Source organism: Shewanella sp. MF08487 (genome assembly GCF_050848685.1).
Classification (GTDB): domain Bacteria; phylum Pseudomonadota; class Gammaproteobacteria; order Enterobacterales; family Shewanellaceae; genus Shewanella; species Shewanella glacialipiscicola.
On record NZ_JBOZPB010000022.1, the window covers coordinates 42,149 to 65,221 of the forward strand.

Genomic DNA, 23,073 nt, shown 5'->3' on the forward strand with positions numbered 1-23,073 from the left:
ACATAACAGCGATTAAAATGAAGCCACTTAAACCACCGACACTTAAGATAAATAAGGCGTAACACTATGCTCAACATGAACTTTAGCGAACGCATCGTTATCGATACGCAGCAGCAACCATGGCAGCCAAGTCCTGCTCAAGGCGTGTGGCGCAAACCGCTGGAACGGGAAGCTAAAGAGTCAGGACACACCAGTAGCATAGTGAAATATGATGCGCACTCCCAGTTTGCGACCCACCAGCATCCGTTTGGCGAAGAGATTTTTGTGCTTGAGGGCGTATTTTCCGATGAAAATGGCGATTATCCTGCGGGTAGTTATCTGCGCAATCCTCCGGGAAGCCAGCATGCGCCCTTTAGTAAAGAAGGTTGCATCATCTTTGTAAAACTTAATCAGTTTGATCCGCGCGATACTGATGTTGTTAAACTCAATACCCTACATACTCCATGGTTAACAGGAATGGGTGGCCTACAAGTTATGCCACTACACGAGTTTGAGCATGAGCATACCGCGCTAGTTAAATGGCCTAAAGATGAAGTATTTCAGCCCCATCGCCATTTTGGCGGCGAAGAAATATTAGTACTAACGGGTAAGTTTCAAGATGAACAGGGCGAATATCCGCGCCACACTTGGATACGTAGTCCACACATGAGCGGCCATTTTCCGTTTGTAAAAGAAGAAACCATTATCTTAGTTAAAACAGGGCACTTACCAGTGAGTTTATCTGAGTGATAACACTCAATACCACAATGCAGAGATAAGCCGTAACAGACCTACGTCGTAGTGAAAAAGAATAACAGCATCAAATGGTTGCATACTCTTTGATGCTGTCATAGGTTTGATGATATTTGTGCTAAATATTTTAGCTGAAAGTTAAGTTAAGCCAGCGGTCAACTTCTCAGCTAGCTTAGTGGCATTACGTGCCGTGATGCCATAAATCGATAACTGAGGATTGGCCCCAAGGCTAGTCGGAAAAACAGAGCCGTCCATCACAGATAAATTAGCTAAATAGTGCGACTGACCATAACTATCGACCATAGAAAGCTTTTCATCTTCCCCAAAAGGGCAACCGCCCATCACATGCGCTGATGCAACCACAGTGCGCAGCGGTGCCAGCGACATCTGCGCAATACTCTCTTTCGCCTCTTTCCACGACGATAAATATGGCATGCCATCGCTGATCGGTAGCACTTTTAGCGCGCCTGCCGCAAATTGTAATTCCGCCATACTGGCAAAGGCGCGGCGGGCGGCGCGCCAAAAGGCATCGGTCAACGGATAATCTAAATTAAACCCCTTAGGGGTTAAGTGCACTTCACCGCCTTGACTATCGGGATGATAACCATCACGGATGAGGGCGATAGTCACTTGTAATTGATTAAATTGCGCCATTAACTCGGCATGACTCGTACCATATCCTAAGGTTTTAGAGGCGATTAAAATTGGGTGCACTGGCGGCACTTCAAGTTTATAACCTAGCTCACCATCGGCGGTATTTTTCCACACAAATTCATCGGAGTAGATAGATTGCGGCGCGCCGCTATGACCATTAATTGCATCGGCAAATACACCACCTGATAATAGCGTTGGATGTAAAAAAGTACGTTTACCTAATAACTGATAGGGATCGGGCACTTGCGAGCGCATTAACAGCACGGGTGTATGAATGGCGCCCGCGCTTAAAATATAATGTTTAGCTTTAAATAACAGCTCCACGTCAGTTGGGCGTAAATTGATATCCAGCGCCTGTGCTTTTAGCGCAAAGACTTGACCATTATGGTGTTCAATTTTAATCACTTTCGCGCGACTGATCAGCTGTGCCCCTTTATCAAGCGATGCGGGTATCGTGGTGACTAACATCGACTGCTTAGCATTGACGGGGCAACCCATACCGCAATAGCCAGTATTCCAGCACCCCACTACATTACGTTTGATAACGGTATAATCCCAACCGAGATTGATACAACCTTGTTTTAGGGCGGCATTATTCCGATTGGGTTCGTAATTCCACTCATGGATATTGAGCCTTTGCTCCATTTTTTCAAACCAAGGGTCTAAGCTCTCGCGATTGAGTCCAGCAACTGATTTATGTTGCGCCCAAAAAGCTAACGCCTGCGTCGGCGTGCGAATAGAAGTCGTCCAATTCACTGTGGTTGAGCCACCAACAGCACGACCTTGAAAAATCCCAATCGTCTTGTCGGCGGTTTTCATCGCCGCCGCCTGTTGATACAAGTTGGGGTAAGCAACGCGCTCTTCCATATTAAAATCACTAGACGATTTAAGCGGCCCCGCCTCAATCATGATGACACTCAGCCCCGCTTGGGTGAGGATTTCAGCCGCAACGCCGCCGCCAGCCCCCGTACCAACGATAACCACATCGGCTTCAAACGTTTGGTTCTCTTGCAATTGACTCGCATCGGTATGCAACCAACCTGAGTTTAAGCCATTCACTATGGGATCTATAATTGCCAACTTGGGTGCTCCACTGTCGCGGGTAAGGTTGTTATTATTCGACTTTTAATACGCATGCAAGTCAGTTTTTATTTAATACTCAAGTTTTAAAGAACTCAGGTTTTAAAGGACTTAGACTTTAAAAGGCTTAGGATTTAAATAGCTCAGGTTTAGCATAATGCAAACGGCTCCAATGCTCTGGGCAGGCGTAAAAGCTGGCCATGATGAGTTCTCGCAGTCCTAAATAGGCCGTTTGTAATAGTGCAAAATAACTATGACGCCACGTTTCCAACATTTGTGTTAACTCAGCGGGAGAACGCATTAATAGCGGCGTCATACTTGACGTAAGTAGCAATAATCCAAGGCGGTTTTCGAGCATATCGAGTAGTTCAAACAATTCGGTTTGCTGCTCATCAGGTAATACTGCAATAGATTGTTTAATGGCATTTAAGGTGCGATTCTGCGCCGCTAACTTGGGGAGCGTCACATCGGGCAAGGCGCCGTCGAGCATGACAGGTAAGAGTACGCTAAACAGCAAACGATAATCTTTAGCCTCACTGTCTTCAGGCAAGCTAAACTCGGGAGAATAGAGATTAACCCCTAAGGCTAACGCCGCCGTACCGGCAAACGCGCTCATTAAAAAGGTTCGTCGCTTCATCTGTCGCTCCTCAATATCAGCATAAAAAACAATTGTGCTACAATAGCGGTCTGTTTATACCTAAGCGACCTCAACATACGAGTTTCTCCATTGCGAGAGAATTGGGTACAAATTAAACACACGTTTTAATTTTCAGCAATAGCCGATACCAAGATAAATACCCATGCCAAATACCTTTATGCCACCTTGGTGGGCCAAGAGCCCCCATATACAAACGATTTTACCCGTATTCACTAAAGTGGCTAAACCTGAATTACAACGCCAACGTGTAGAGTTACCCGATGGCGATTTTGTCGATTTAGATTGGCAGGATATACCACAGGCGGGCAAACCGATTGTGCTGATTATCCACGGCTTAGAAGGCAGTGCTCAATCCCATTATGCGCGGCGGATACTGCAAGCCTGTAAAGCACAACAGTTGGCAGCGGTAGTACATCATCACCGAAGTTGTTCTGGTGAGGCTAATCGACTCGCTCGTAGTTATCATAGTGGCGACACGGACGATTTACAGTTTAGCTTATCAACACTGAAGAGCGCGTACCCGCAATCGCCATTATTAGCCGTAGGTTACAGTTTAGGCGGTAACGTACTGACTAAATATCAGGGCGAATATCAAGATGACAGCCTATTAGCCCGCGCCGTAGTTGTCTCGGCGCCGCTGCAATTATCGGCCTGTGCTAAACGTTTAGAAAATGGCTTTTCAAAGGTTTATCAAAGTCATTTAATTAAGCAGTTACGACAAAAAATAAGCCATAAGCTGAGCGATCCCGACTTAGCCATCTCTATGCCGCTAAGCCAGCTAGAGGTCGAGCGTTTAAATACCTTCTATGAGTTTGACGATAAAGTCACCGCACCTTTACACGGTTTTAATGGCGTTGACGATTACTATACTCGTGCCAGTGGCTTGCCCTTTGTCAGCCGCATCACTAAACCGACATTGATCATACATGCCAAAGACGATCCCTTTATGACTGACGAGGTGATCCCGCATCCAAGTCAATTATCAGGATATGTGGAATATGAATTACATGCCTATGGCGGCCATGTTGGTTTTATTGATGGCGGCACACCTTGGAAACCTCATTTCTATCTAGAAAGCCGAGTGTTACAGTTTTTAATGGGCGAGTATAACCTTGAGCAATCGAGTGCCAGCCCAATCAATCGCGACGCTGTCGTACAAGGAAATACCGATGCTCATTCCCTATGAAACCCTGTTACAACTCCCTAAAGAAACCCTAGTCAATTTAATCCGTGAATATTTGTTAGGCCAAGTGGAAGATGGCAGCTTTGCCAGCCTTGATGAACAGGAATTATCTCAAGCGATAGTCCAATGTCAACAAGCACTTAAACAGGGTAAGCTAAAACTAGAATACAGTGAGGACGATGAGTCCTTCGCCATACGCTCGGCGGATCAAATAGCACAGCAGCAAGATTGACCAGTCCTACCTCTGTACCGTATAAATAGTACTCGCGTTTTTATCGCTTCCCCATAAGCGGCTCTTTTGGTTGCTAGTTAGGTAGAATACATGTCAGCAAAACATCCCATAATTGCAGTAACAGGCTCATCAGGCGCTGGAACAACAACCACGACCACCGCCTTTAGCCATATTTTTCGCCAACTTGGGATCAACGCCGCGTTTGTCGAAGGTGACAGTTTTCATCATTTTACCCGCGCTGAAATGGAAGTGATGATCCGTAAATCTCAAGCAGAGAATCGTAACCTTAGTTATTTTGGCCCCGAAGCCAATAATTTTGCACGGTTAGAACAATGCGTTCGCGATTACGGTGCCACGGGTCAAGGTGAAACACGCAGCTACTTACACACCTTCGATGAAGCCGTGCCTTTTAACCAAATGCCCGGCACATTTACCCAATGGCGGCCTCTGCCTGAAAATACCGATATGCTCTACTACGAAGGCTTACACGGCGGCGTGGTTACCGGTGAAGCGGACGTCGCGCAGCATATCGACCTGCTGATAGGTATGGTGCCTATTGTCAATTTGGAGTGGATCCAAAAAATTATCCGCGATACCTCTGAACGTGGCCATAGCCGTGAGAAGGTGATGGGATCAATTGTGCGCAGTATGGACGACTATATTAAACACATGACGCCGCAATTTTCCCGTACGCATATCAACTTTCAACGGGTACCTACAGTCGATACATCTAATCCATTCAGCGCCAAAAGTATTCCGAGCTTAGATGAAAGCTTTGTTGTTATCCGCTTTCGCGGTATCAATAATGTCGACTTCCCCTATTATCTCAACATGATCCAAGGATCATTTATGTCACGGGTGAATACCTTAGTGGTTCCTGGCGGAAAAATGTCACTGGCAATGGAGCTTATCCTCACGCCTTTGGTTAAAGATTTGATGGAAAAACGCCAACAACTCAATAGCCCAGAAGCCAACTAAGTTCAGGTTAAGTAGATTAAAAACAAGCTAAATAATGCCTTTTACTAATGGATTAAGTTTTATTTAAGCCATTAACGTTAATCTTATCGGCATCGGGATTTCAGGCGAAAGAACGATAGTTGGCATACTCTTGGGAGTTAATTCCCCCATCTTGATCTGTTGATTTCCTTGAGTATGTCAGCAACCTCTTATGAACAGTTAATTCCACATCCATACTTGATCTGTTGATTTCCTTGAGTATGTCAGCAACCTCTTATAAGTTAATTCCTTATCCATGCTTGATCTGTTGATTTCCTTGAGTATGCCAGCAACCTCTTATGAACAGTTAATTCCACATCCATACTTGATCTGTTGATTTCCTTGAGTATGTCAGCAACCTATCCAGTTATAACGTGTTAATTCCATATCCATGCTTGGCTCCATTAGATATATAAGCACAAATTTTAAAGTCGTTTTCTGCGCACTAAATTCTTGTACATCACCCTACATTCTAAGGCGATACCTCTGGGCGAGCAGTAAATAGAGTCCTCTTCTAGGCCTTCACCGCCAAAACCACAGTGGCGATAAAAATCTACCGCATTAAGGGTTGATTCTAATCTGAGCTGGGCAATACCCTGATTAAAAGCCATGGTTTCAATAAACTGCAATAAAGCTTTACCTACACCAATCCCCATGGCATCTGGAGCAACAAACAGTGCTTCTAACTGGGCATAGGGTTCGTCAAGCATAATGCTACCGACCACGGTTTTAAGCTGCGTTTTTGTACTAAACTGTTCTGCCACATAAAAATGTGCGGCAACAATACGGCTAAACTGCTCGGTTAATTCACCTTCGGTCCAAATAAGTAAATCGCCCGCATCATAAAATCCGCTACAGCCTTTATCAATCGCCGCGTTGCGAATATCCCAACAGACCTGAGCATCCGTTTTAGTCGCTTTTCGTATTGTTATCATCACGTTTCCTCAACATACACCTCAGCCATAACATGCCATGAAGCCATATAATAGCCAAGCGGATGTTTGTCATCAGATTTCACCCAATAAAAAACCGCCCGAAGGCGGTTTTCATCAATTCAATAAAACCTCAATAGAACTTAGCTAACATATCTGGCTTTGACCTAGGTTTAGCCTTTGATCAATTCACTGATGGTCAATACACCGTGAGTCGTGGCGCCAGCGCCCCACAGTGCAGAAGCTGAATCTTCAAAGGCGCCCGCTAAGTCAACATGCAACCATTTGGCTTCTGGTGAAACAAAGCGCCATAGGAAACCAGCTGCATTGGAAGCGCCGCCCGCACCGCCGCCTTTCATGGCGCGGCTGTTCGCCGTATCGGCATAAGCCGACGGGCACATGTCTTTATGCCAAGCATCCAGCGGTAGCGGCCAAACACGCTCGGCAACACTGATGGCTTTTTGCTGAGCGAGTTGCAATACATCAGCCTGTGGCGAGAAAATTGCGTTGTAGTTTGAGCCAACTGCCATTACAGCAGCGCCCGTTAATGTGGCGGCATCGATAATAAAAGGCGCACCAGTAGCAGAAGCGGCCTGCAGACCATCGGCTAGCACTAAACGCCCTTCTGCGTCAGTGTTAACTACTTCAACAGTTACGCCATTTTTGTAGGTCAGAATATCACCTAACTTATAAGCACGGCCGCTGATCAGGTTTTCAGCACAACATAAGAACAGTTTAACCCGTTTATTTAGGCCAGATTTGATCGCTAAACCGAGCGCGGCGGTCACAGTGGCGGCGCCGCCCATATCGCATTTCATGCCTAACATGCCTTCAGAGGCTTTGATGCTGTAACCGCCAGAATCAAAGGTAATCCCTTTACCCACAAGCGCCACAGACACGGGTGCATCGGCGGCTAATGGGTTAAAGTCTAACTCTAACATTGCCGGTGGACGCTCACTGCCGCGACCGACGGCATGGATACCAATCCACTGCTCTTCAAGCAGCGCTTCGCCTTCGATAATCCGATAACTTACCTTGTCGCCACCAACGTCAGCCAACCATTTTGCCGCTTGTTGGGCAAGCTTCACTGGCGACAGGTTCTCAGGCGTATCGTTGATAAGCTTGCGGGCAAAGCTTGCCACATCAAATCGGCGTTGCAATTCGGCTTGTACCGCTTCATCACCACACCAATGGATTTGATAGCCTGTTTTGGCCGTAGCAAAACCTTGGGCAAACACCCACTGGCTATTGAGATCCCACAACTGCCCAGCCAATACCACACAGCTAATGCCTTGACTGCGCAGTTTACGGGCCGCCATTTGAATTTGACGCAGCTCATCGCCACCGGCTAAATGAATTTGCGCGCCATCGGTAGTATAAGTCACATCAGCCTTGCCCCAGTGCGCGGCGGGTGCTTCTTTGGTTAATTGCACTTTCATCAATTCAGTTACTTTTAGTTCACTCATTAGGGATCCTTATTTTTCGATTCGTTTTAGAACAGTCAATCAGAACAAACTTTATGGCGGCAGTTTACTGCTAGCAGGCGATGACGCAAAGCGATTGGCTGAAGTTACTCAGGTAAAATCTGTAAACATTTGCGAAATTTGCTAGGCTTTGCGACCTAGAACAGCCGAGATAGGTCTACTGATGGAATTTGCTCCGCCACTACAACAGGGCATTTTATTGCGCCGCTATAAACGTTTTCTGGCCGACGTGCAGCTAAGCGATGGCAGTGAAATCACCCTACATTGTCCCAATACGGGATCGATGCGAAACTGCCTGTATCCTGGTGAAACTGTGTGGTTTTCGACCTCTAATAACCCTAAACGCAAATATGCCCATACGTGGGAATTAATGACCACACCTAATGGCGGCTTAATTGGCATTCACTCTAGCCAAGCTAACGCCTTAGCGGAGGATGCGATCAATAAAGGGATCATCAGCGAACTCACAGGTTATGACAGCCTAAGCCGAGAAGTAAAATACGGTGATGAAAATAGCCGCATTGATATTTTGCTGCAAGCTGCTCAAAAACCCACCTGTTATATAGAAGTCAAAAGTTGTACTTTGCTTGAGGATGGTCAGGGCTATTTCCCCGATGCCGTAAGCCTGCGAGGCCAAAAACACTTACGAGAATTAATACATATGGTGAGCCTTGGCTATAGGGCGGTGCTGTTATTTGTAGTACAACATTCAGAGATAACCTGCGTCGCTCCAGCGGCACATATCGACCCTGAATATGCTAAGTTACTGAAAATAGCCGTATTAGCCGGAGTTGAAGTATTAGCTTATCGCTGCGAAATATCCCCCACAGAGATTAACCTAGTCCATACCTGCGTTGTCCGAACATAATGTTAATTCTGCGTTAAAAATTATTTCGTTTACATTCGCGAACGCAGTCAAACAATTCAAACAAAGCACTATGAAAAGTTTGCCTCGATGTAAAGATTCTGGTATAGATAGCGGCCGTTCTTAAGGACGCCCTACAAACGCAAATGATTACAGGAGATGCGTTATGCCTGAAGGCACCAAAAAACTTGGCGTACTCGCTATCGCAGGTGTAACTCCCTACCAGGAAAAACCGGGTGAGGAGTACATGAACGCTAAGCAACTGGGTCACTTCAAGACAATTCTTGAAGCTTGGCGCAATCAGTTGCGTGAAGAGGTCGACCGTACTCTTAACTACATGCAGGATGAAGCCGCAAACTTCCCCGATCCTGTTGACCGTGCAGCACAAGAGGAAGAGTTCAGTCTCGAACTTCGTGCTCGCGATAGAGAACGTAAGCTGATCAAGAAAATCGAAAAAACACTGCAAAAAATTGAAGAAGACGACTTCGGCTTCTGTGATTCTTGCGGTGTTGAAATAGGCATTCGCCGTCTCGAAGCGCGTCCAACAGCCGATCAATGTATCGACTGTAAAACGCTTGCAGAGATCAAAGAGAAACAAATGGCTGGTTAATCAAACATCATAGGCGGGGATTTCCCCGCCTATTTTTTTGTAGCCAAACAATTTCAACACTTCAACTTCAATATCTCAATTTCAAAATGCGAGTTTTAAGATCTAGGTTTTAAAATCTAAGTTAACGCCTTACTCGCCTCCACACACCAGCATTCGCTTTTATTCTTATCTGCATCTAAAATACGTCAACTTTTATTACTCCCCAGCTTTCAAATGCTTGCTAGATATTATGCTAAATCCATTGCACTGTGATTTATCCCGCCAACCCTATGTCGGCCGCTTTGCCCCTTCGCCTTCAGGCGCCTTGCATTTTGGTTCGCTTATCGCTGCACTTGGTAGTTATTTGCGCGCCCAATCGCAACAAGGTAAGTGGTTAATCCGCATCGAAGATATTGATCCTCCGCGTGAAGTCAAAGGTGCTGCCGATGATATTTTACGCACCCTAGAAGCCTATGGGTTTGAATGGGATGATGCACCTTTATATCAAAGCCAGCGAACTGAGGCCTATCAAGCGCACATTGATGCGCTACTCGCCCAAGATAAAGCTTATTTCTGCCAATGTAGCCGCAAACAAATTCAAGCCATGGGCGGTGTCTACGATGGTCGCTGCCACCGATTACCCGCAGCCCACGCTTTAAAGATGGGCGCAGTACGAATCGTCAATACGGCCAGGGTGCAAGAGTTTGATGATAATTTAATGGGTCATATTAAAGTCGACAGCCATTTTGCCGCAGAGGATTTCATTATAAAACGCAGTGATGGCCTGTACGCCTATCAATTGGCCGTGGTGCTCGACGATGCCTATCAAGGGATTACTGAAGTGGTGCGAGGATGTGATTTAATCGAAGCCAGTTGCCGTCAACTGAGCTTGTATCAACACTTTGGTTTGACTACACCGCAATGGTTGCACCTCCCACTTGCTTGTATCAGTAAGGGCTTTAAGCTTTCCAAACAAAATCACGCACAGGCGATTGATACGCAGAATCCACAGGCGAGTCTCAATGCGGCACTGGCTTTTTTAGGCCAAGCACCGGTTGAAAAGCAGACTAATGTGGCACAAATGCTCGCGCAAGCAGTGATTCAGTTTCAATTATCTGCAATCCCGCAACAATCTGAGATACTGATCGAGCCCTGATATACTCATTAGGCTGCATTTGGTATATGATAGCCGCCAGATTTTTAATCAAATAACAGATCATATTTCGAGGTGTCCCATTTTTCGCCGTATCAGCCAATTCTGCAAACAGCTATTTGAAGACGCGCCTAAAACGACCGCTCCAACTCAAGCTCAGACTGAACCCACCACGCCCGAACAAAGTTCTGGGGCGTTAAGCTTAGAGTTAGTGCCAAGAGATGCCCATACCGTCTCGCGCAAACAAATTAGCGAAAATGCCCTTAAGGTATTATATCGACTGAATAAATCAGGTTTTAAAGCCTATTTAGTCGGCGGCGGCGTACGCGATTTACTTTTAGGGATTGAACCGAAAGATTTCGACGTTGTCACCAACGCAACGCCAGAGGAAATCAAAAAGCTATTCCGTAATTGCCGTGTTGTCGGTCGTCGTTTCCGTCTGGCGCATATCGTTTTCGGCCGCGATGTTATCGAAGTCGCGACCTTCCGCGGTCACCATGGCGAGAACAACGAAAAAGTCTCTAAAGCCAATGCCGAAGGGCGTTTGCTGCGCGATAACGTCTATGGTGAAATCGACGAAGATGCCGAACGCCGCGACTTTACCGTTAATGCGCTCTATTACGATATCAGCGACTACTCTATTCGCAGTTATGGCGGCGGTATGAGCGATCTTAAAGCCGGTACCTTAAGATTAATTGGCGATCCTGAAACCCGTTACCGTGAAGATCCCGTGCGCATGTTAAGGGCGGTGCGTTTCGCCACTAAACTCAACATGACTATCGAACCCGTAACAGCAGCGCCAATTAAACAATTAGCGCCACTGTTAAAAGATATTCCCGCCGCGCGCATGTATGAAGAAATACTAAAACTCTTCTTTGCAGGCAAAGCTTTAGCCAACTTTGAGCTAATGCAAGAATACAAGCTGTTCGAACCACTGTTTCCGCAAGTGGCTGCACTGCTAAAGGATGATCCGAAAGGCGCTCCCATGAAGATGCTACAAGCTATCATGAAGAGTACCGACCAACGCGTTAACGAAGATAAGCCAGTCACTCCCTCTTTTTTCTATGCCGCCATACTTTGGTATCCACTACGCCAACGCGCCGAAGATATTGCGCTTGAAAGTGGCTTAACCTTATATGATGCTTTTTTTGCCGCGATGGGTGATGTAATGGAGCAGCAATGCCAAACCATTAGCATTCCACGCCGTTTTAGTACGCCGGCAAAAGATATTTGGCAGTTACAGTTACGCTTTGACCGCAGCCAAGGTACCCGCGCCTTTAAACTAATGGAGCATCCTAAGTTTAGAGCCGCATACGATTTGCTATTGCTCAGAGGTGAAGTCGAAGCCGGTAATCTGGCTAAGAGTGCAGCTTGGTGGCAACAATTTGTCGAAGCCGATGAAACAGAGCGCCTAGCCATTGCCCGTGGCGGCAGTAAATCACCAAGCCGTAACCGTAATGCCACTCAGCGTCGCCGTCGTCCTCCTCGTGCACCAAATGCCGATGGTTCTGCCACAACCAGTGCGCCTAAAACAAGTGGCACGCCAAAAGCGAAAGCGGTTGAATAATGCCTCGCGTCTACGTCGCATTAGGCGCAAATCTTGAACATCCTAAGACGCAATTGGACAATGCCGTCACGGCATTGTCCGCATTAGCCTTAGGCAATAGTCTACTGGTTTCCCCCTATTACCATTCGACGCCCATGGGCGATGTGTTGCAACCCGATTATGTTAATGCGGTGGCCAGTTTCGATACTGAACTCATGCCATTAGCCTTACTCGATGCATTGCAGCATATCGAAAATACCCAAGGACGAGTACGCCTTGAACGCTGGGGGCCTAGAACCTTAGATCTCGATTTACTCTTGTATGGCAATGAGAATATTGATATTCCCAGACTCAAAGTGCCCCACTACGGCATGAAAGAGCGCAGCTTTGTGCTCGTACCTTTAGCCGCTATTGCACCGTGTCTTATTTTGCCGTGCAACACTGCCATCGACAGTCTTATCGATACAAAAATGTTGGCCGAGTTACAACAACTGGGCATTGATCATTGAAGTCCGTCTCCAGTTAGCTTATAACACCACTTCTATTTGGTTTGAAGATCATCCATATGTCTAAAATTACTAGCTCAACCCTGTTGAAATATAAGCGGGAAGGTAGAAAATTCACGGCACTGACAGCCTATGATGCCAGTTTTGCCAGCGCGTTCGATAGCGAAGGTGTAGATGTGCTGCTCGTCGGCGATTCTTTAGGAATGGTGCTGCAAGGCCATGACGATACCTTGCCCGTCTCTACGGCAGATATCGCTTACCACACTCGCTGTGTCCGCCGCGGGATTGAACGTGCCCTGCTGATCGCCGATATGCCCTTTATGAGTTACGCCACACCAGAGCAAGCCATGGTTAACGCGACTGAGTTAATGCAGGCCGGTGCCAGCATGGTCAAAGTCGAAGGCGGCCATTGGTTGCTAGAAACCGTGACTAAACTGACCGAGCGCGGTATTCCAGTATGTGCTCACTTAGGTTTAACGCCGCAGTCTGTCCATGTATTTGGTGGCTTTAAAGTACAAGGCCGCGATGCAGAAAATGCTCAACGTATTATTGACGAAGCCAAAGCGATGGAAGCCGCTGGAGCTCAACTGTTGGTCGTAGAATGCATTCCTGCACCATTAGCCGCAGCAATCACTGAAGCCTTAACAATCCCTGTTATTGGCATTGGTGCTGGCGCATCAACTGATGGTCAGATTTTAGTTATGCATGATGTACTAGGTATTTCAAGTGGTTATATTCCACGTTTTTCGAAAAACTACCTAAAGCAAACTGGCGAAATCCGTTCTGCAGTGCGAGCTTATATCGACGAAGTGGCCCAAGGGATATTCCCTAGCGACGAACACACTTTTAATTAGTCATAGATTTATGCAAGGTAAGGCTCAATGATCACTAGCGCCCATATTGATGATATTCGCACTCAAGTGCGTGCATGGCGTGCCCAGGGCGAAACCATCGCTTTTGTGCCAACCATGGGTAACCTCCATCAGGGACACATTACTTTAGTACGGGAAGCGGCGCAAAAGTGCGACCATGTGGTGGTATCGATTTTTGTTAATCCAATGCAATTTGGCCAAAATGAAGATCTCGATGCCTATCCACGTACACTTGCGGCCGATAGCGCGGCCATTACTGCAGCCGGAGCCGAACTGTTGTTCACGCCCACGCCTGCGTTGATGTATCCCAAAGGGTTAAGCCAACAAACCTTTGTCGAAGTACCGATGATTTCTGACGTACTTTGCGGAGCCAGTCGCCCAGGACATTTCCGTGGAGTAGCGACCATAGTTTGTAAGCTATTCAACATTGTCCAACCCGATGTGGCTTTTTTTGGAAATAAAGATTATCAACAACTGTTAGTGATCAAAACTATGGTTGAAGATTTGTCCTTACCGATTGAAATTATTGGTGTAGATACCATACGTGAGAACTCTGGTTTAGCCATGAGTTCACGTAATGGCTACCTCACTGCCACTGAAAAAGCCGCAGCACCAGCGCTCAAAAAAGCCATCGATGCCATGGCAAAAGGGATAAAACAAGGCGAGAGTGTTGACGCTGTGACTGAACAAGCAAAAGCCAGTTTAGTGGCCGCAGGATTTACGCCCGATTATCTTGAAATTCGCCATGCTCACACGCTTGAAGCAGCGCAAAGACAAGATCAAGCCTTAGTCATTCTAGCGGCTGCTTATATTGGTAAAGCGCGGCTTATTGATAATTTAAGATTTGATCGCTAACCCTGCAATCAATAATAAAAAAGGAGCTAAGAGCTCCTTTTTTGTGTTTTCAATATCATGAAAATACAATATTCCCTATTTTATCATCAACTTAAACCACGAAAAAATTGTCTTATCAAAAACTAGTTTTATTAAATAAATTACGTCATAGTATGGTGAAGATGTTAAATTAAGGTAACGTTACGCCCAGATAGAGGCTAAATAGCCGTAACGAGTTATCTCATATATTAAAAAGACGACCATCATAATCACTATGCTATTTACAAAGGATTTGTGGCCTAATGGCAAGACTGATACTCACCCTAATTTGGGTTATTTTGCCCTGTCTCGCTCAGGCAAATACTATTTATAAGTGCCGCAAAGATGATAAAGTAATTTTTAGCCAAACCGCTTGCCCACAAGAATTTAGCCAGCATAAAATCGAGTATCAATTAGGAGTAACGACCGAAGTTGATTCTGATAAAAAAGACATTCGAGTCGACCCATTACAAGCTCTACTGAATAGCCAATCCATTTCAAAAGAAAAATTATTGAAACTGATCGACGGCGAAATCTATCGTCTCAAGCAAGAAAATAGTTATTTTGAAATTTTGCGCGCCAGTGAATTACAAAAATTAGAACGCAAACGTTATTGGCAAAACCAAGAGAAAAGTGATCCTGAATATATAAAGGAAATGAACGATATCAACAGTCACTTTAAGACATTATCAGTCAATAATAATAAGGCGATACAGCTGCTGAATGCTCGAAAAAAACACATCACTACCGAAGATAGCCCTAACGCTGTCAAAGAGTCTGAAACACATTAAGACTGTTTGAGGCGCTTTACTACTCCATCGATGATGGCAGCAAGCACGATTACATCTATTATGGCTAACTCCTCCCGACTTTAACGTCACAGTCTTACCAATTATATCTCAGCTAATTTGCTATAAAATATAATGTAAATAAACCAGAAGGTTAAACAAGATCTGAGTGTTATGGACATATCAAATCCACAAACTGTAAACGGTTAGTCATTACTCGCCATACTCCCTATATTATGTAAACACAAAAAACGACTTACACAAAATAAGACTTAACTACTAGACCAACTAGGTTAGTCACACTCAACAAAAAGTCGACACCGCAGATAAAAAGACTTTTTAATCAATGTGATAATAAAGATAAAACAAAAATTATCTTATATAAAATTTCTATATTCATACCCTTTCGACCAATTGATTGATATTCGTATGCCCAGTACCTTTATGCCTGAACTTGGTTTATTCGTATTTTAGATAAATCGAAGTATTTGATGCATGTAGGGAGTCACACGTGCCAAATTTATCTCTACGCTTTTTGGTATCGCTCATCTTGCTATGTAGTTGTATGACCTCAGCACAAGAGTTGAATGTCAGCGAGTTACCCGTAACCCTTCAGGCATTACTGGAACGTTCTGGTCGCGATAACCTTATCGAGCTGGTTCAACAAGGTAATGCAAATCAAGGATTACTGTTCCAATCAGGTAACGATAACAAAGCCGATGTAACACAAGTCGGTAATGATAACGATGCGCTAATTACACAGATTGGGTCAAATAATGAAGTTCAACTACTGCAAGTCGGCAGTCAAAATACGGCTTCAGTGACACAAATTGGCAATGACAATCTCGTGCAACTGAACCAACTAGGCAGCGGTAATTTTTCGATTCAACAGATTGCAGATGGTGCTGCAATCTCAATAACTCAATATTAAACAGGGAGTGTCACATGAAATCACAAGCTAAAAAATCTCTTATTGCTTTGGCCATTGCAACAGGTTTAAGCGGCAATGCGTTTGCAGCCAGCTCAGTGAGCGAAATTAGCGTAGTGCAATCTGGCCAAGGTCAGGAAGCCTCAGTCTCACAGACCGGTGTTATTAACTATGCTTCAGTAGTGCAGACAGGTACAGATCAAGTCGCAACTGTGCAACAAAACGGTGTGTGGCACGAAGCGACTATCAATTCTACTGGCACAGATAACACAGTCAAAATAACGCAACAAGTTGACTGGCATGTGGCAAGTGCAAATGTTGTAGGTGACAACAACAATGTAAATGTGTCGCAAGATGGTTTCTTTAACCAAAGCACTAACGATGTTACTGGCGACGATAACACAGTAATCGTTAGCCAATTAGGTGAAGTCAACGAAAGCCAAGTTGAAATCACTGGTACTGAAAACAGCGTGTTTGTTGAGCAAGAAGGCGATGCTAACTTTGCAGTATTTCGTGTTGAAGGCAGCAACAACGACGGTAACATCACCCAAATCGGTGACAACAACCAAGCGGGTTTAATTGCCCTTGATTTAACCGCTAACGTGGGTAACAACAACGACGTTTCTGTTGAGCAAATTGGTAACAATAACTTTGGCGCAGCTAAAGGTATTGCAGGCGATGATAACACAGTAGACATGGTCCAAAAGGGTGATAACCATGTGGGCTTCGTTTACGCACTGGCGGGCAGCGACAACGATATTGCAATGGATCAAAAAGGTAACGGCAACACGGCTTATCTTGCTATGACTACGGGTGATGACAACAGTGTCGATATTACCCAAAATGGCAGCGGTAACACTATCGGTGATAGTTTAGTGGCCGATATCCAAGGTGATGATAACGATATTACTATCACTCAAAAAGGCGATGTCAACGGTGCGGAGTTCCAAGTATGGGGCAATAGCAACGACGTTGATTTGAAACAAAAAGGCGATGCAAACTTCGCGACTTTTGGCGCATACGGTACAGATAACGACTTCGATTTATCTTCTAAAGGCGATGACAACCAAATCATTGCCTTCGCTGACGGTACAGATAACAGCATCGAAGTTAGCCAAGAAGGTGATGTTAACTTCGCTTATGTAGATGTCGTGGGTAACGATAACGAAGTTGATGTTGAGCAAGATGGCGCTCAAAACGAAGCACTCATATCTGTTGCTGGCAACAATAATGCTAATGTCACCACGCTTCAAGATGGCGATTTAAACCTTATCGATTTAATTATCGAAGGTGATGAAAACACAGCACAAATTGCTCAATCAGGTAATGGTAACTGGGTCGGCGGTGATGACAATAGCTCATTTATTGTCGCCGGTGATAATAACAGCCTATTAATTACTCAAGCGGGCAATGACAACTTAGTGGTAGGTTCTCAGGCGGGTAATAATAATAGCATTAGTGTTAACCAATCAGGCAACATGAACGTTGCCAGTGTGGTGCAATACTAATCAGCTGCAATAACGGTTAACGGCCAAATCATTTGGCTGTTAACCAAAGCGCAGATAAAAAAGCGGAAATGTTGATATCAACATTTCCGCTTTTTACTGTGTCCATTTTATACAAAGGCTGTGACTGCAATAAGCACATCAGCTTAAGCCTATAAACTCACCATAACCCCCTAAAATCAGCAATAAAATAAGGGGGCGAGAATTGTTAAATATTAGCTACATAACTCGAAGTGAGTTTGATAAGTTTGCGCCCAACGTAATAATTCAACACGGTTTCTAGATTGAGTTTTACGGAAAATAGAGGAAATATGCGCTTTCACTGTATGTTCGCTAATACATAACCTATGGGCGATTTCTTTATTCCTCGCACCACTGGAGACAAATTGAATAATGGTGCGCTCACGGGATGTCAGCATCTGTAACATAGCGACGGTGTCTGATGGTATTTCATTATTACCATCTAGTTTTTGCACTACACGACGAAACATCTTACTTAACAGCGTTCTATCGTACCAAAGCTCTTCAGCCACCATTTTACGTAACCCAGTCAACATTAAATCCATACGTTGATCGGCAAATAAAATACCTCGAATGCCCAGCAGCATAGCTGACTCTTGGTCCAGAGAATCTCGCTCAACTTGATACAAGGCAACAGGGAAGTGCGACACTAAACGCGAAGCCAGCAAAGGGATCCCTTTATTATCTAATGCAGCACCTTTTTGGGTAATCAAATAAAAACTGCGACTACTCTTATCCAGTTCTAACTCTGCGGTATTCTTCACTATGCGGGTTTTCAGTCCGATGGATTCGGCGAGTAAAGCTAAATGACATGGAGCAGCCATTTGATGTAAAAAAACCAATTCATTAATTGTGCTCACTGACTCTTCTCCCTGAAAAGTATGGTGTCTTGATGCGCAAATGAGGATGCTTTGACCAACCTATGTTGTTTTAATTTTAAACATCTTATTAACCTTGTCGATTCTGACGAGTTAAGGAGGTAAAAACATCACCCAAATGTACTATTCCCTACTTTGCTTTGGTAAAAAAGACTGTTTTACCCCAGAGAAATAGCATAATGGTGTAAAAAACCACAAGATAGGACTCCTCTGTTATTCCTAGTACATTTTGACTATGCAGATAACGCTCGCCAGTTGCAACATAAAATCAACACTAAAATAGCGCTAGAGTGTGACAACTGAATGTCATCACACGACTGTTTGAAAACACTGAGGGAAAATAGCTTATCATTCCAATGTAATGCAGTAATCGCGGCACTCGATTAGGCTGCTTATTAAAGCTTAGCTATTTGTTTATCTTGAACGCGAGACAATAAAACAAGTGCAACGATAGCGCCAATCAAGGCCATTAACATGTCCGATTGCGTGTCCCACACATAACCTTGGGTTCCTAAAAAGGCTTCAGCACCTTCGCCAGTTGCAACTGCAACCCACCATTCAATCAACTCATAAAACGCCGAAAAAGCGAGAACAAAACAGGTCACCATAAACGCACACCAAGCACCAGGTTTAATCGCTTGATTACGCAGCATAATTTCTCGCGCCAACATGGCAGGAATAAAGCCTTGGGCAAAGTGACCTAATTTGTCGTAATTATTACGCTCTGAGCCCATCCAATGAGCGATGGTGTCGAATAATGGCACTTCTGCATAGGTGTAATGCGCTCCAACAAACAATACACAGCAATGTACTAACACTAAAAAGTACACCAAGGGAGTTAATGGAAAGCGTTTACGGGTAAAAAATAACAGTGGTACTGCCACTAATGCTGGAGCAGCTTCGAGCCACCATGTGAACATATCTGCGGGGTTGATCACTGACCAGACCAATACACTGAGATAAATGCCGCACCACACGATTTTGTTATTCAACATTAGTTCCTCTTATGAGATATTGTTCTAAATTTAGAATATTAACTTTAGCCATCTAGCCCTCCACAAAAAGCAAAAAAAGTGCTACTTTGGTCGGCGAAGGTTGTCAGCATATCATAAGAAACATTTCTATTAATCAGAGGGTACCCATATCATGGCGAAACATTCGCTGGACAAGGATAAGATCAAGATCCTGCTGTTGGAAGGCGTCCACCAATCTGCGGTCGATGTACTGGAACGCGCAGGCTATACCAATATCGAATACCACAAAGCCTCATTGGGCGACGAAGCACTACTTGAGTCGATTAAAGATGCGCATTTTGTTGGCCTTCGTTCGCGTACCCAATTAACTGCAGAAGTGCTAAAACGCGCCGAAAAGCTGATTGCAATAGGCTGTTTCTGTATTGGTACCAACCAAGTTGATCTTGCTACCGCCGAATCCTTGGGTATCCCCGTATTTAACGCGCCATTCTCCAATACACGCAGTGTTGCTGAACTCGTTATTGGTGAAATCATTATGCTGATGCGCGGCATTCCAGAACGCAATGCCATTGCCCACCGTGGCGGCTGGATGAAAACGGCCGCAGGCAGTTACGAAGTCCGTGGTAAAACCTTAGGCGTAATCGGTTACGGCCATATTGGTACTCAACTGGGTATTTTGGCTGAGACTTTAGGCATGCGCGTCGTATTCTTCGATGTTGAAGATAAGCTACCATTAGGTAACGCACTGCAAATCCATTCGATGGAGCAGCTATTAGCACAAGCTGACGTGGTGAGTTTACACGTTCCCGAAACCCCACAAACTAAAAATATGATAGGTGCCGCTGAGTTTGCCGCTATGCGTAAAGGCAGTATTTTCATCAATGCTTCACGCGGTACTGTGGTGGATATTGATGCATTAGCTATCGCCTTAAAAGAGCGTCACCTTGCGGGCGCGGCAATTGATGTTTTCCCGATTGAGCCGCAATCAAATGATGATGAGTTTATCACCCCACTGCGTGGTTTAGATAATGTGTTACTGACGCCTCATATCGGTGGAAGTACGGCCGAAGCACAGGAAAACATTGGCATTGAAGTAGCGGGTAAGTTAGCTAAATACTCAGATAACGGCTCAACCGTCTCTGCTGTTAACTTCCCTGAAGTCTCATTGCCAATGCATAAAGGCACTTCACGTTTACTGCATATTCACCAAAACCGCCCGGGTGTACTGATTAAAATCAACCAAGCATTTTCGGAAAAAGGCATCAACATTGCCGCGCAATATCTGCAAACAACCGCAGAGATTGGTTATGTAGTGATGGAAGTGGATACTAACCAAGCGGAAGAAGCGCTCGTAGAGCTAAAAGCGATTGAAGGCACACTGCGCACCCGCGTATTGTTTTAAGCTTTAAGCTCTGCAATTAAGCGTATCGACGCTTTACAACGATGACACCTATATTAAGGCGCGCATATCATTCACAGATATGTGCGCCTTATGCTGTTGAGCCTGCAGGAATTCCGTTACAATCTAACCTCTCTCATCGTCTTCGTTTTCAGGATCTCGCTATGACTATTTCAGTTTCTACGCCCCATTGGGATCTGGATGCTTCTTTGCCTCCACTTATGCTAGCTAATTTATCTCACCTTGGGCTTATCAAAGTGGTTGGCGAGCAAGGCCGCAGTTTCATACATGGCCAAGTGACCACCGACATCACTTCATTAGCTGACGACCAATGGCGCTGGGGCGCACATTGCGATCCCAAAGGTAAGATGCTGGCCACTTTCAGAACTTTTGCCATTAAAGATGCACTGTTTATGTTAATGCCAAGAGACACAATCGCAGTAGATTTACCGCAACTGCAAAAATATGCCGTATTTAGCAAGGCAACCCTAAGTGACGCCAGTGACGAGTGGACATTGCTGGGTGTTGCTGGAGAACAAGCAAGCCAATTTGTAACTGAACATTTTGGTGACATAAATCAAGAGCTCACAGTCATTGAGCATGGCGCAATTTTAAAAGACGCTGAGCGTTTTATATTAATGCTCAGCCCTGATGCTGCATCCACCTTAGTGGCTCAATCAAAACTCAGTGTATTTGATGCCCATGCATGGCAAGCGTTAGAAATTGCAGCTGGTTATCCAAACCTTGCCGCTAGTCATGCTGGTCAGTACGTACCGCAAATGTGTAACCTACAAGCGATCAACGGTATTAGCTTCAACAAAGGCTGCTATATGGGGCAAGAGACTATCGCGCGGATGAAGTATCGTGGTGGTAATAAGCGCGCCCTGTATATTTTGCGTGGTCACACAGATCTGCAAATCAGCTTAGAATCGGGGTTAGAAGTTGCCCTAGAAGACGGCTTTCGTCGGGGCGGACAGATTATTGAGTTTGTACAACGCGGTAGCCAAGTGTTATTAACCGCTGTGCTGGCCAATGATACCGAAAACGATACTAAACTGCGTTTTGCTGGCGATGAACACTCAAGCCTAACGATTCAAGCCCTACCCTACTCATTAGAAGAAGCATAAGGCTTAGATTTAATAAAATAGCGATAAAAACTAAAGGCGCCATTGGCACCTTTAGTTTATTCAACTGCCGCTCAATACTCTAAATGTGTGTCTCGAATTTCGACGACTTGTGGCAAGATTTGTCTGAACTCTGCCACCAACTTAGGATCGAAGTGCTTTCCAGCTTCGCTTTCCAATAATTCCATGGTCGCTTCAATGGTCCACGCCTTTTTGTAGGGCCGCTGTGATGTGAGCGCATCAAACACATCCGCAATTGCGACAATACGCCCCTCAAGGGGAATGTCCTCTCCGGCCAAGCCATAGGGATACCCTGAACCATCCCATTTTTCATGGTGAGTTAAAGCAATACGACGGGCCATAGTTAATAACGGATCATCATGCTCACCAATAATCTCAGCGCCAATCACAGCGTGTTGCTGCATGATGGCCCACTCTTCAGCATTGAGTTTGCCCGGCTTTTTCAATACGGCGTCAGGTGTGCCTATTTTACCAATATCGTGCATCGGCGCGGCATTAAAGATCAAGTCGCAAAAAGTATCCGGCAAGCCCAATTTTATGGCCAATAGGCGGGCATAGTGGCTCATACGCACCACATGCAATCCTGTTTCGTTGTCTTTATATTCCGCTGCACGCCCAAGCCGGCGAATAATCTCAAAACGGGTCGCTTCTAACTCTTGGGTGCGAATTTTAACCTGTTGTTCAAGAAGGCGTTTTTGATCATACAAAGCAAGATGTGTTTTAACGCGCGCTTTAACTACCGGAGCACTGACCGGCTTAGTGATGTAATCCACGGCGCCTAATGCAAAACCTTGAGTTTCATCAGCCACCTCAGATAAGGCGGTCACAAATATCACCGGAATATGGCTAGCAAGCGGATCTTGCTTAAGTAGCTTGCAGACCTCATAACCATTCATCCCCGGCATCATGACATCGAGTAGAATCAAATCAGGCCGAGACTTTGCCACCAGCGCTAACGCTCTGGGTCCATCAATCGCCACTTTAACTTTGTAATCTTCACTTAATATACCGACCAAAATATCGATATTTTCTGGTGTGTCATCGACGATTAATACTGTTGCCTTATCCATTAACAACTCC

The 23,073-nt window shown here is 45.0% G+C and carries 23 protein-coding genes; 16 read left to right on the plus strand and 7 right to left on the minus strand.

Annotated elements, in window-relative coordinates; genetic code table 11:
- Window positions 1-66 precede the first annotated feature (66 nt).
- Complete coding sequence (locus ACRN9H_RS14795; RefSeq protein WP_432314796.1) at window positions 67-729, plus strand: cupin domain-containing protein; 663 nt, start codon at window positions 67-69, stop codon at window positions 727-729.
- Between the two features lie 141 nt (window positions 730-870).
- On the opposite strand, the gene ACRN9H_RS14800 is transcribed toward ACRN9H_RS14795, so the two are convergent.
- Together ACRN9H_RS14800 and ACRN9H_RS14805 are read right to left on the minus strand one after the other, a co-directional pair.
- The gene (locus ACRN9H_RS14800) at window positions 871-2,466 is read right to left on the minus strand and encodes a GMC family oxidoreductase N-terminal domain-containing protein (protein WP_432314798.1); all 1,596 of its coding nucleotides are present in this window, start codon (window positions 2,464-2,466) and stop codon (window positions 871-873) included.
- A gap of 127 nt (window positions 2,467-2,593) precedes the next feature.
- Window positions 2,594-3,103, minus strand: coding sequence for a TAT leader-containing periplasmic protein (locus ACRN9H_RS14805; protein WP_432314800.1), 510 nt, complete (start codon window positions 3,101-3,103; stop codon window positions 2,594-2,596).
- Window positions 3,104-3,266: 163 nt separating this feature from the next.
- Here ACRN9H_RS14805 and ACRN9H_RS14810 point away from each other — a divergent pair, with 163 nt between their 5' ends.
- From ACRN9H_RS14810 to ACRN9H_RS14820, 3 genes are all read left to right on the plus strand, one after another.
- Window positions 3,267-4,310, plus strand: coding sequence for a hydrolase (locus tag ACRN9H_RS14810; RefSeq protein ID WP_432314802.1), 1,044 nt, complete (start codon window positions 3,267-3,269; stop codon window positions 4,308-4,310).
- Complete coding sequence (locus ACRN9H_RS14815) at window positions 4,294-4,539, plus strand: YheU family protein (RefSeq protein WP_432314803.1); 246 nt, start codon at window positions 4,294-4,296, stop codon at window positions 4,537-4,539. The genes ACRN9H_RS14810 and ACRN9H_RS14815 overlap by 17 nt, the downstream gene beginning before the upstream one ends.
- A gap of 90 nt (window positions 4,540-4,629) precedes the next feature.
- Window positions 4,630-5,517 carry a phosphoribulokinase gene (locus ACRN9H_RS14820; RefSeq protein ID WP_220772362.1) on the plus strand — a complete coding sequence of 296 codons (888 nt, stop codon included), beginning with the start codon at window positions 4,630-4,632 and terminating at the stop codon, window positions 5,515-5,517.
- 443 nt (window positions 5,518-5,960) lie between these two features.
- Here the strand turns inward: ACRN9H_RS14820 and ACRN9H_RS14825 are convergent, their stop codons facing one another.
- On the minus strand, window positions 5,961-6,470 hold the full coding sequence (locus ACRN9H_RS14825; protein ID WP_432314804.1) for a GNAT family N-acetyltransferase: 510 nt from the start codon (window positions 6,468-6,470) through the stop codon (window positions 5,961-5,963).
- 170 nt (window positions 6,471-6,640) lie between these two features.
- Window positions 6,641-7,933, minus strand: coding sequence for an aminopeptidase PepB (gene pepB / locus ACRN9H_RS14830; protein ID WP_432314806.1), 1,293 nt, complete (start codon window positions 7,931-7,933; stop codon window positions 6,641-6,643).
- A gap of 181 nt (window positions 7,934-8,114) precedes the next feature.
- Between pepB and sfsA the strand changes: the two genes are divergently transcribed.
- The 10 genes from sfsA (at window position 8,115) to ACRN9H_RS14880 (ending at window position 17,579) form a co-directional block, all read left to right on the plus strand.
- Window positions 8,115-8,819: a DNA/RNA nuclease SfsA gene (gene sfsA / locus ACRN9H_RS14835; protein ID WP_432314808.1), complete on the plus strand. Its 705-nt coding sequence runs from the start codon at window positions 8,115-8,117 to the stop codon at window positions 8,817-8,819.
- A gap of 163 nt (window positions 8,820-8,982) precedes the next feature.
- Window positions 8,983-9,426 carry an RNA polymerase-binding protein DksA gene (gene dksA / locus ACRN9H_RS14840; protein ID WP_076497683.1) on the plus strand — a complete coding sequence of 148 codons (444 nt, stop codon included), beginning with the start codon at window positions 8,983-8,985 and terminating at the stop codon, window positions 9,424-9,426.
- Window positions 9,427-9,655: 229 nt separating this feature from the next.
- On the plus strand, window positions 9,656-10,561 hold the full coding sequence (gene gluQRS, locus ACRN9H_RS14845) for a tRNA glutamyl-Q(34) synthetase GluQRS (RefSeq protein ID WP_432314809.1): 906 nt from the start codon (window positions 9,656-9,658) through the stop codon (window positions 10,559-10,561).
- Window positions 10,562-10,580: 19 nt separating this feature from the next.
- On the plus strand, window positions 10,581-12,125 hold the full coding sequence (locus tag ACRN9H_RS14850; protein WP_432314811.1) for a polynucleotide adenylyltransferase PcnB: 1,545 nt from the start codon (window positions 10,581-10,583) through the stop codon (window positions 12,123-12,125).
- Window positions 12,125-12,613: a 2-amino-4-hydroxy-6-hydroxymethyldihydropteridine diphosphokinase gene (gene folK / locus ACRN9H_RS14855; RefSeq protein WP_432314813.1), complete on the plus strand. Its 489-nt coding sequence runs from the start codon at window positions 12,125-12,127 to the stop codon at window positions 12,611-12,613. Before ACRN9H_RS14850 ends, folK begins: the two co-directional genes overlap by 1 nt.
- A gap of 56 nt (window positions 12,614-12,669) precedes the next feature.
- Entirely contained in the window at window positions 12,670-13,464 is a 795-nt protein-coding gene (gene panB / locus ACRN9H_RS14860) for a 3-methyl-2-oxobutanoate hydroxymethyltransferase (protein WP_432314815.1), read from the plus strand.
- Between the two features lie 27 nt (window positions 13,465-13,491).
- On the plus strand, window positions 13,492-14,337 hold the full coding sequence (gene panC, locus ACRN9H_RS14865; protein ID WP_432314817.1) for a pantoate--beta-alanine ligase: 846 nt from the start codon (window positions 13,492-13,494) through the stop codon (window positions 14,335-14,337).
- A gap of 281 nt (window positions 14,338-14,618) precedes the next feature.
- Complete coding sequence (locus ACRN9H_RS14870) at window positions 14,619-15,146, plus strand: DUF4124 domain-containing protein (protein WP_432314819.1); 528 nt, start codon at window positions 14,619-14,621, stop codon at window positions 15,144-15,146.
- A gap of 508 nt (window positions 15,147-15,654) precedes the next feature.
- Window positions 15,655-16,074, plus strand: a complete 420-nt coding sequence (locus ACRN9H_RS14875) for a curlin (RefSeq protein ID WP_432314821.1) — start codon at window positions 15,655-15,657, stop codon at window positions 16,072-16,074.
- Between the two features lie 14 nt (window positions 16,075-16,088).
- On the plus strand, window positions 16,089-17,579 hold the full coding sequence (locus tag ACRN9H_RS14880; protein WP_432314823.1) for a curlin: 1,491 nt from the start codon (window positions 16,089-16,091) through the stop codon (window positions 17,577-17,579).
- Between the two features lie 212 nt (window positions 17,580-17,791).
- Here ACRN9H_RS14880 and ACRN9H_RS14885 read toward each other — a convergent pair whose 3' ends face one another.
- Together ACRN9H_RS14885 and ACRN9H_RS14890 are read right to left on the minus strand one after the other, a co-directional pair.
- Window positions 17,792-18,457 carry a response regulator transcription factor gene (locus tag ACRN9H_RS14885; RefSeq protein ID WP_432314825.1) on the minus strand — a complete coding sequence of 222 codons (666 nt, stop codon included), beginning with the start codon at window positions 18,455-18,457 and terminating at the stop codon, window positions 17,792-17,794.
- Between the two features lie 413 nt (window positions 18,458-18,870).
- Window positions 18,871-19,467, minus strand: a complete 597-nt coding sequence (locus tag ACRN9H_RS14890) for a DUF2238 domain-containing protein (RefSeq protein ID WP_432314860.1) — start codon at window positions 19,465-19,467, stop codon at window positions 18,871-18,873.
- A gap of 154 nt (window positions 19,468-19,621) precedes the next feature.
- On the opposite strand from ACRN9H_RS14890, the gene serA reads away from it, so the two are divergent.
- Both serA and ygfZ read left to right on the plus strand, forming a co-directional pair.
- Window positions 19,622-20,851: a phosphoglycerate dehydrogenase gene (serA, locus tag ACRN9H_RS14895; protein WP_432305169.1), complete on the plus strand. Its 1,230-nt coding sequence runs from the start codon at window positions 19,622-19,624 to the stop codon at window positions 20,849-20,851.
- Between the two features lie 161 nt (window positions 20,852-21,012).
- Window positions 21,013-21,975, plus strand: a complete 963-nt coding sequence (gene ygfZ / locus ACRN9H_RS14900; RefSeq protein WP_432314826.1) for a tRNA-modifying protein YgfZ — start codon at window positions 21,013-21,015, stop codon at window positions 21,973-21,975.
- A gap of 71 nt (window positions 21,976-22,046) precedes the next feature.
- Here ygfZ and ACRN9H_RS14905 read toward each other — a convergent pair whose 3' ends face one another.
- The gene (locus ACRN9H_RS14905) at window positions 22,047-23,063 is read right to left on the minus strand and encodes an HD domain-containing phosphohydrolase (protein ID WP_432314828.1); all 1,017 of its coding nucleotides are present in this window, start codon (window positions 23,061-23,063) and stop codon (window positions 22,047-22,049) included.
- Window positions 23,064-23,073 lie beyond the last annotated feature (10 nt).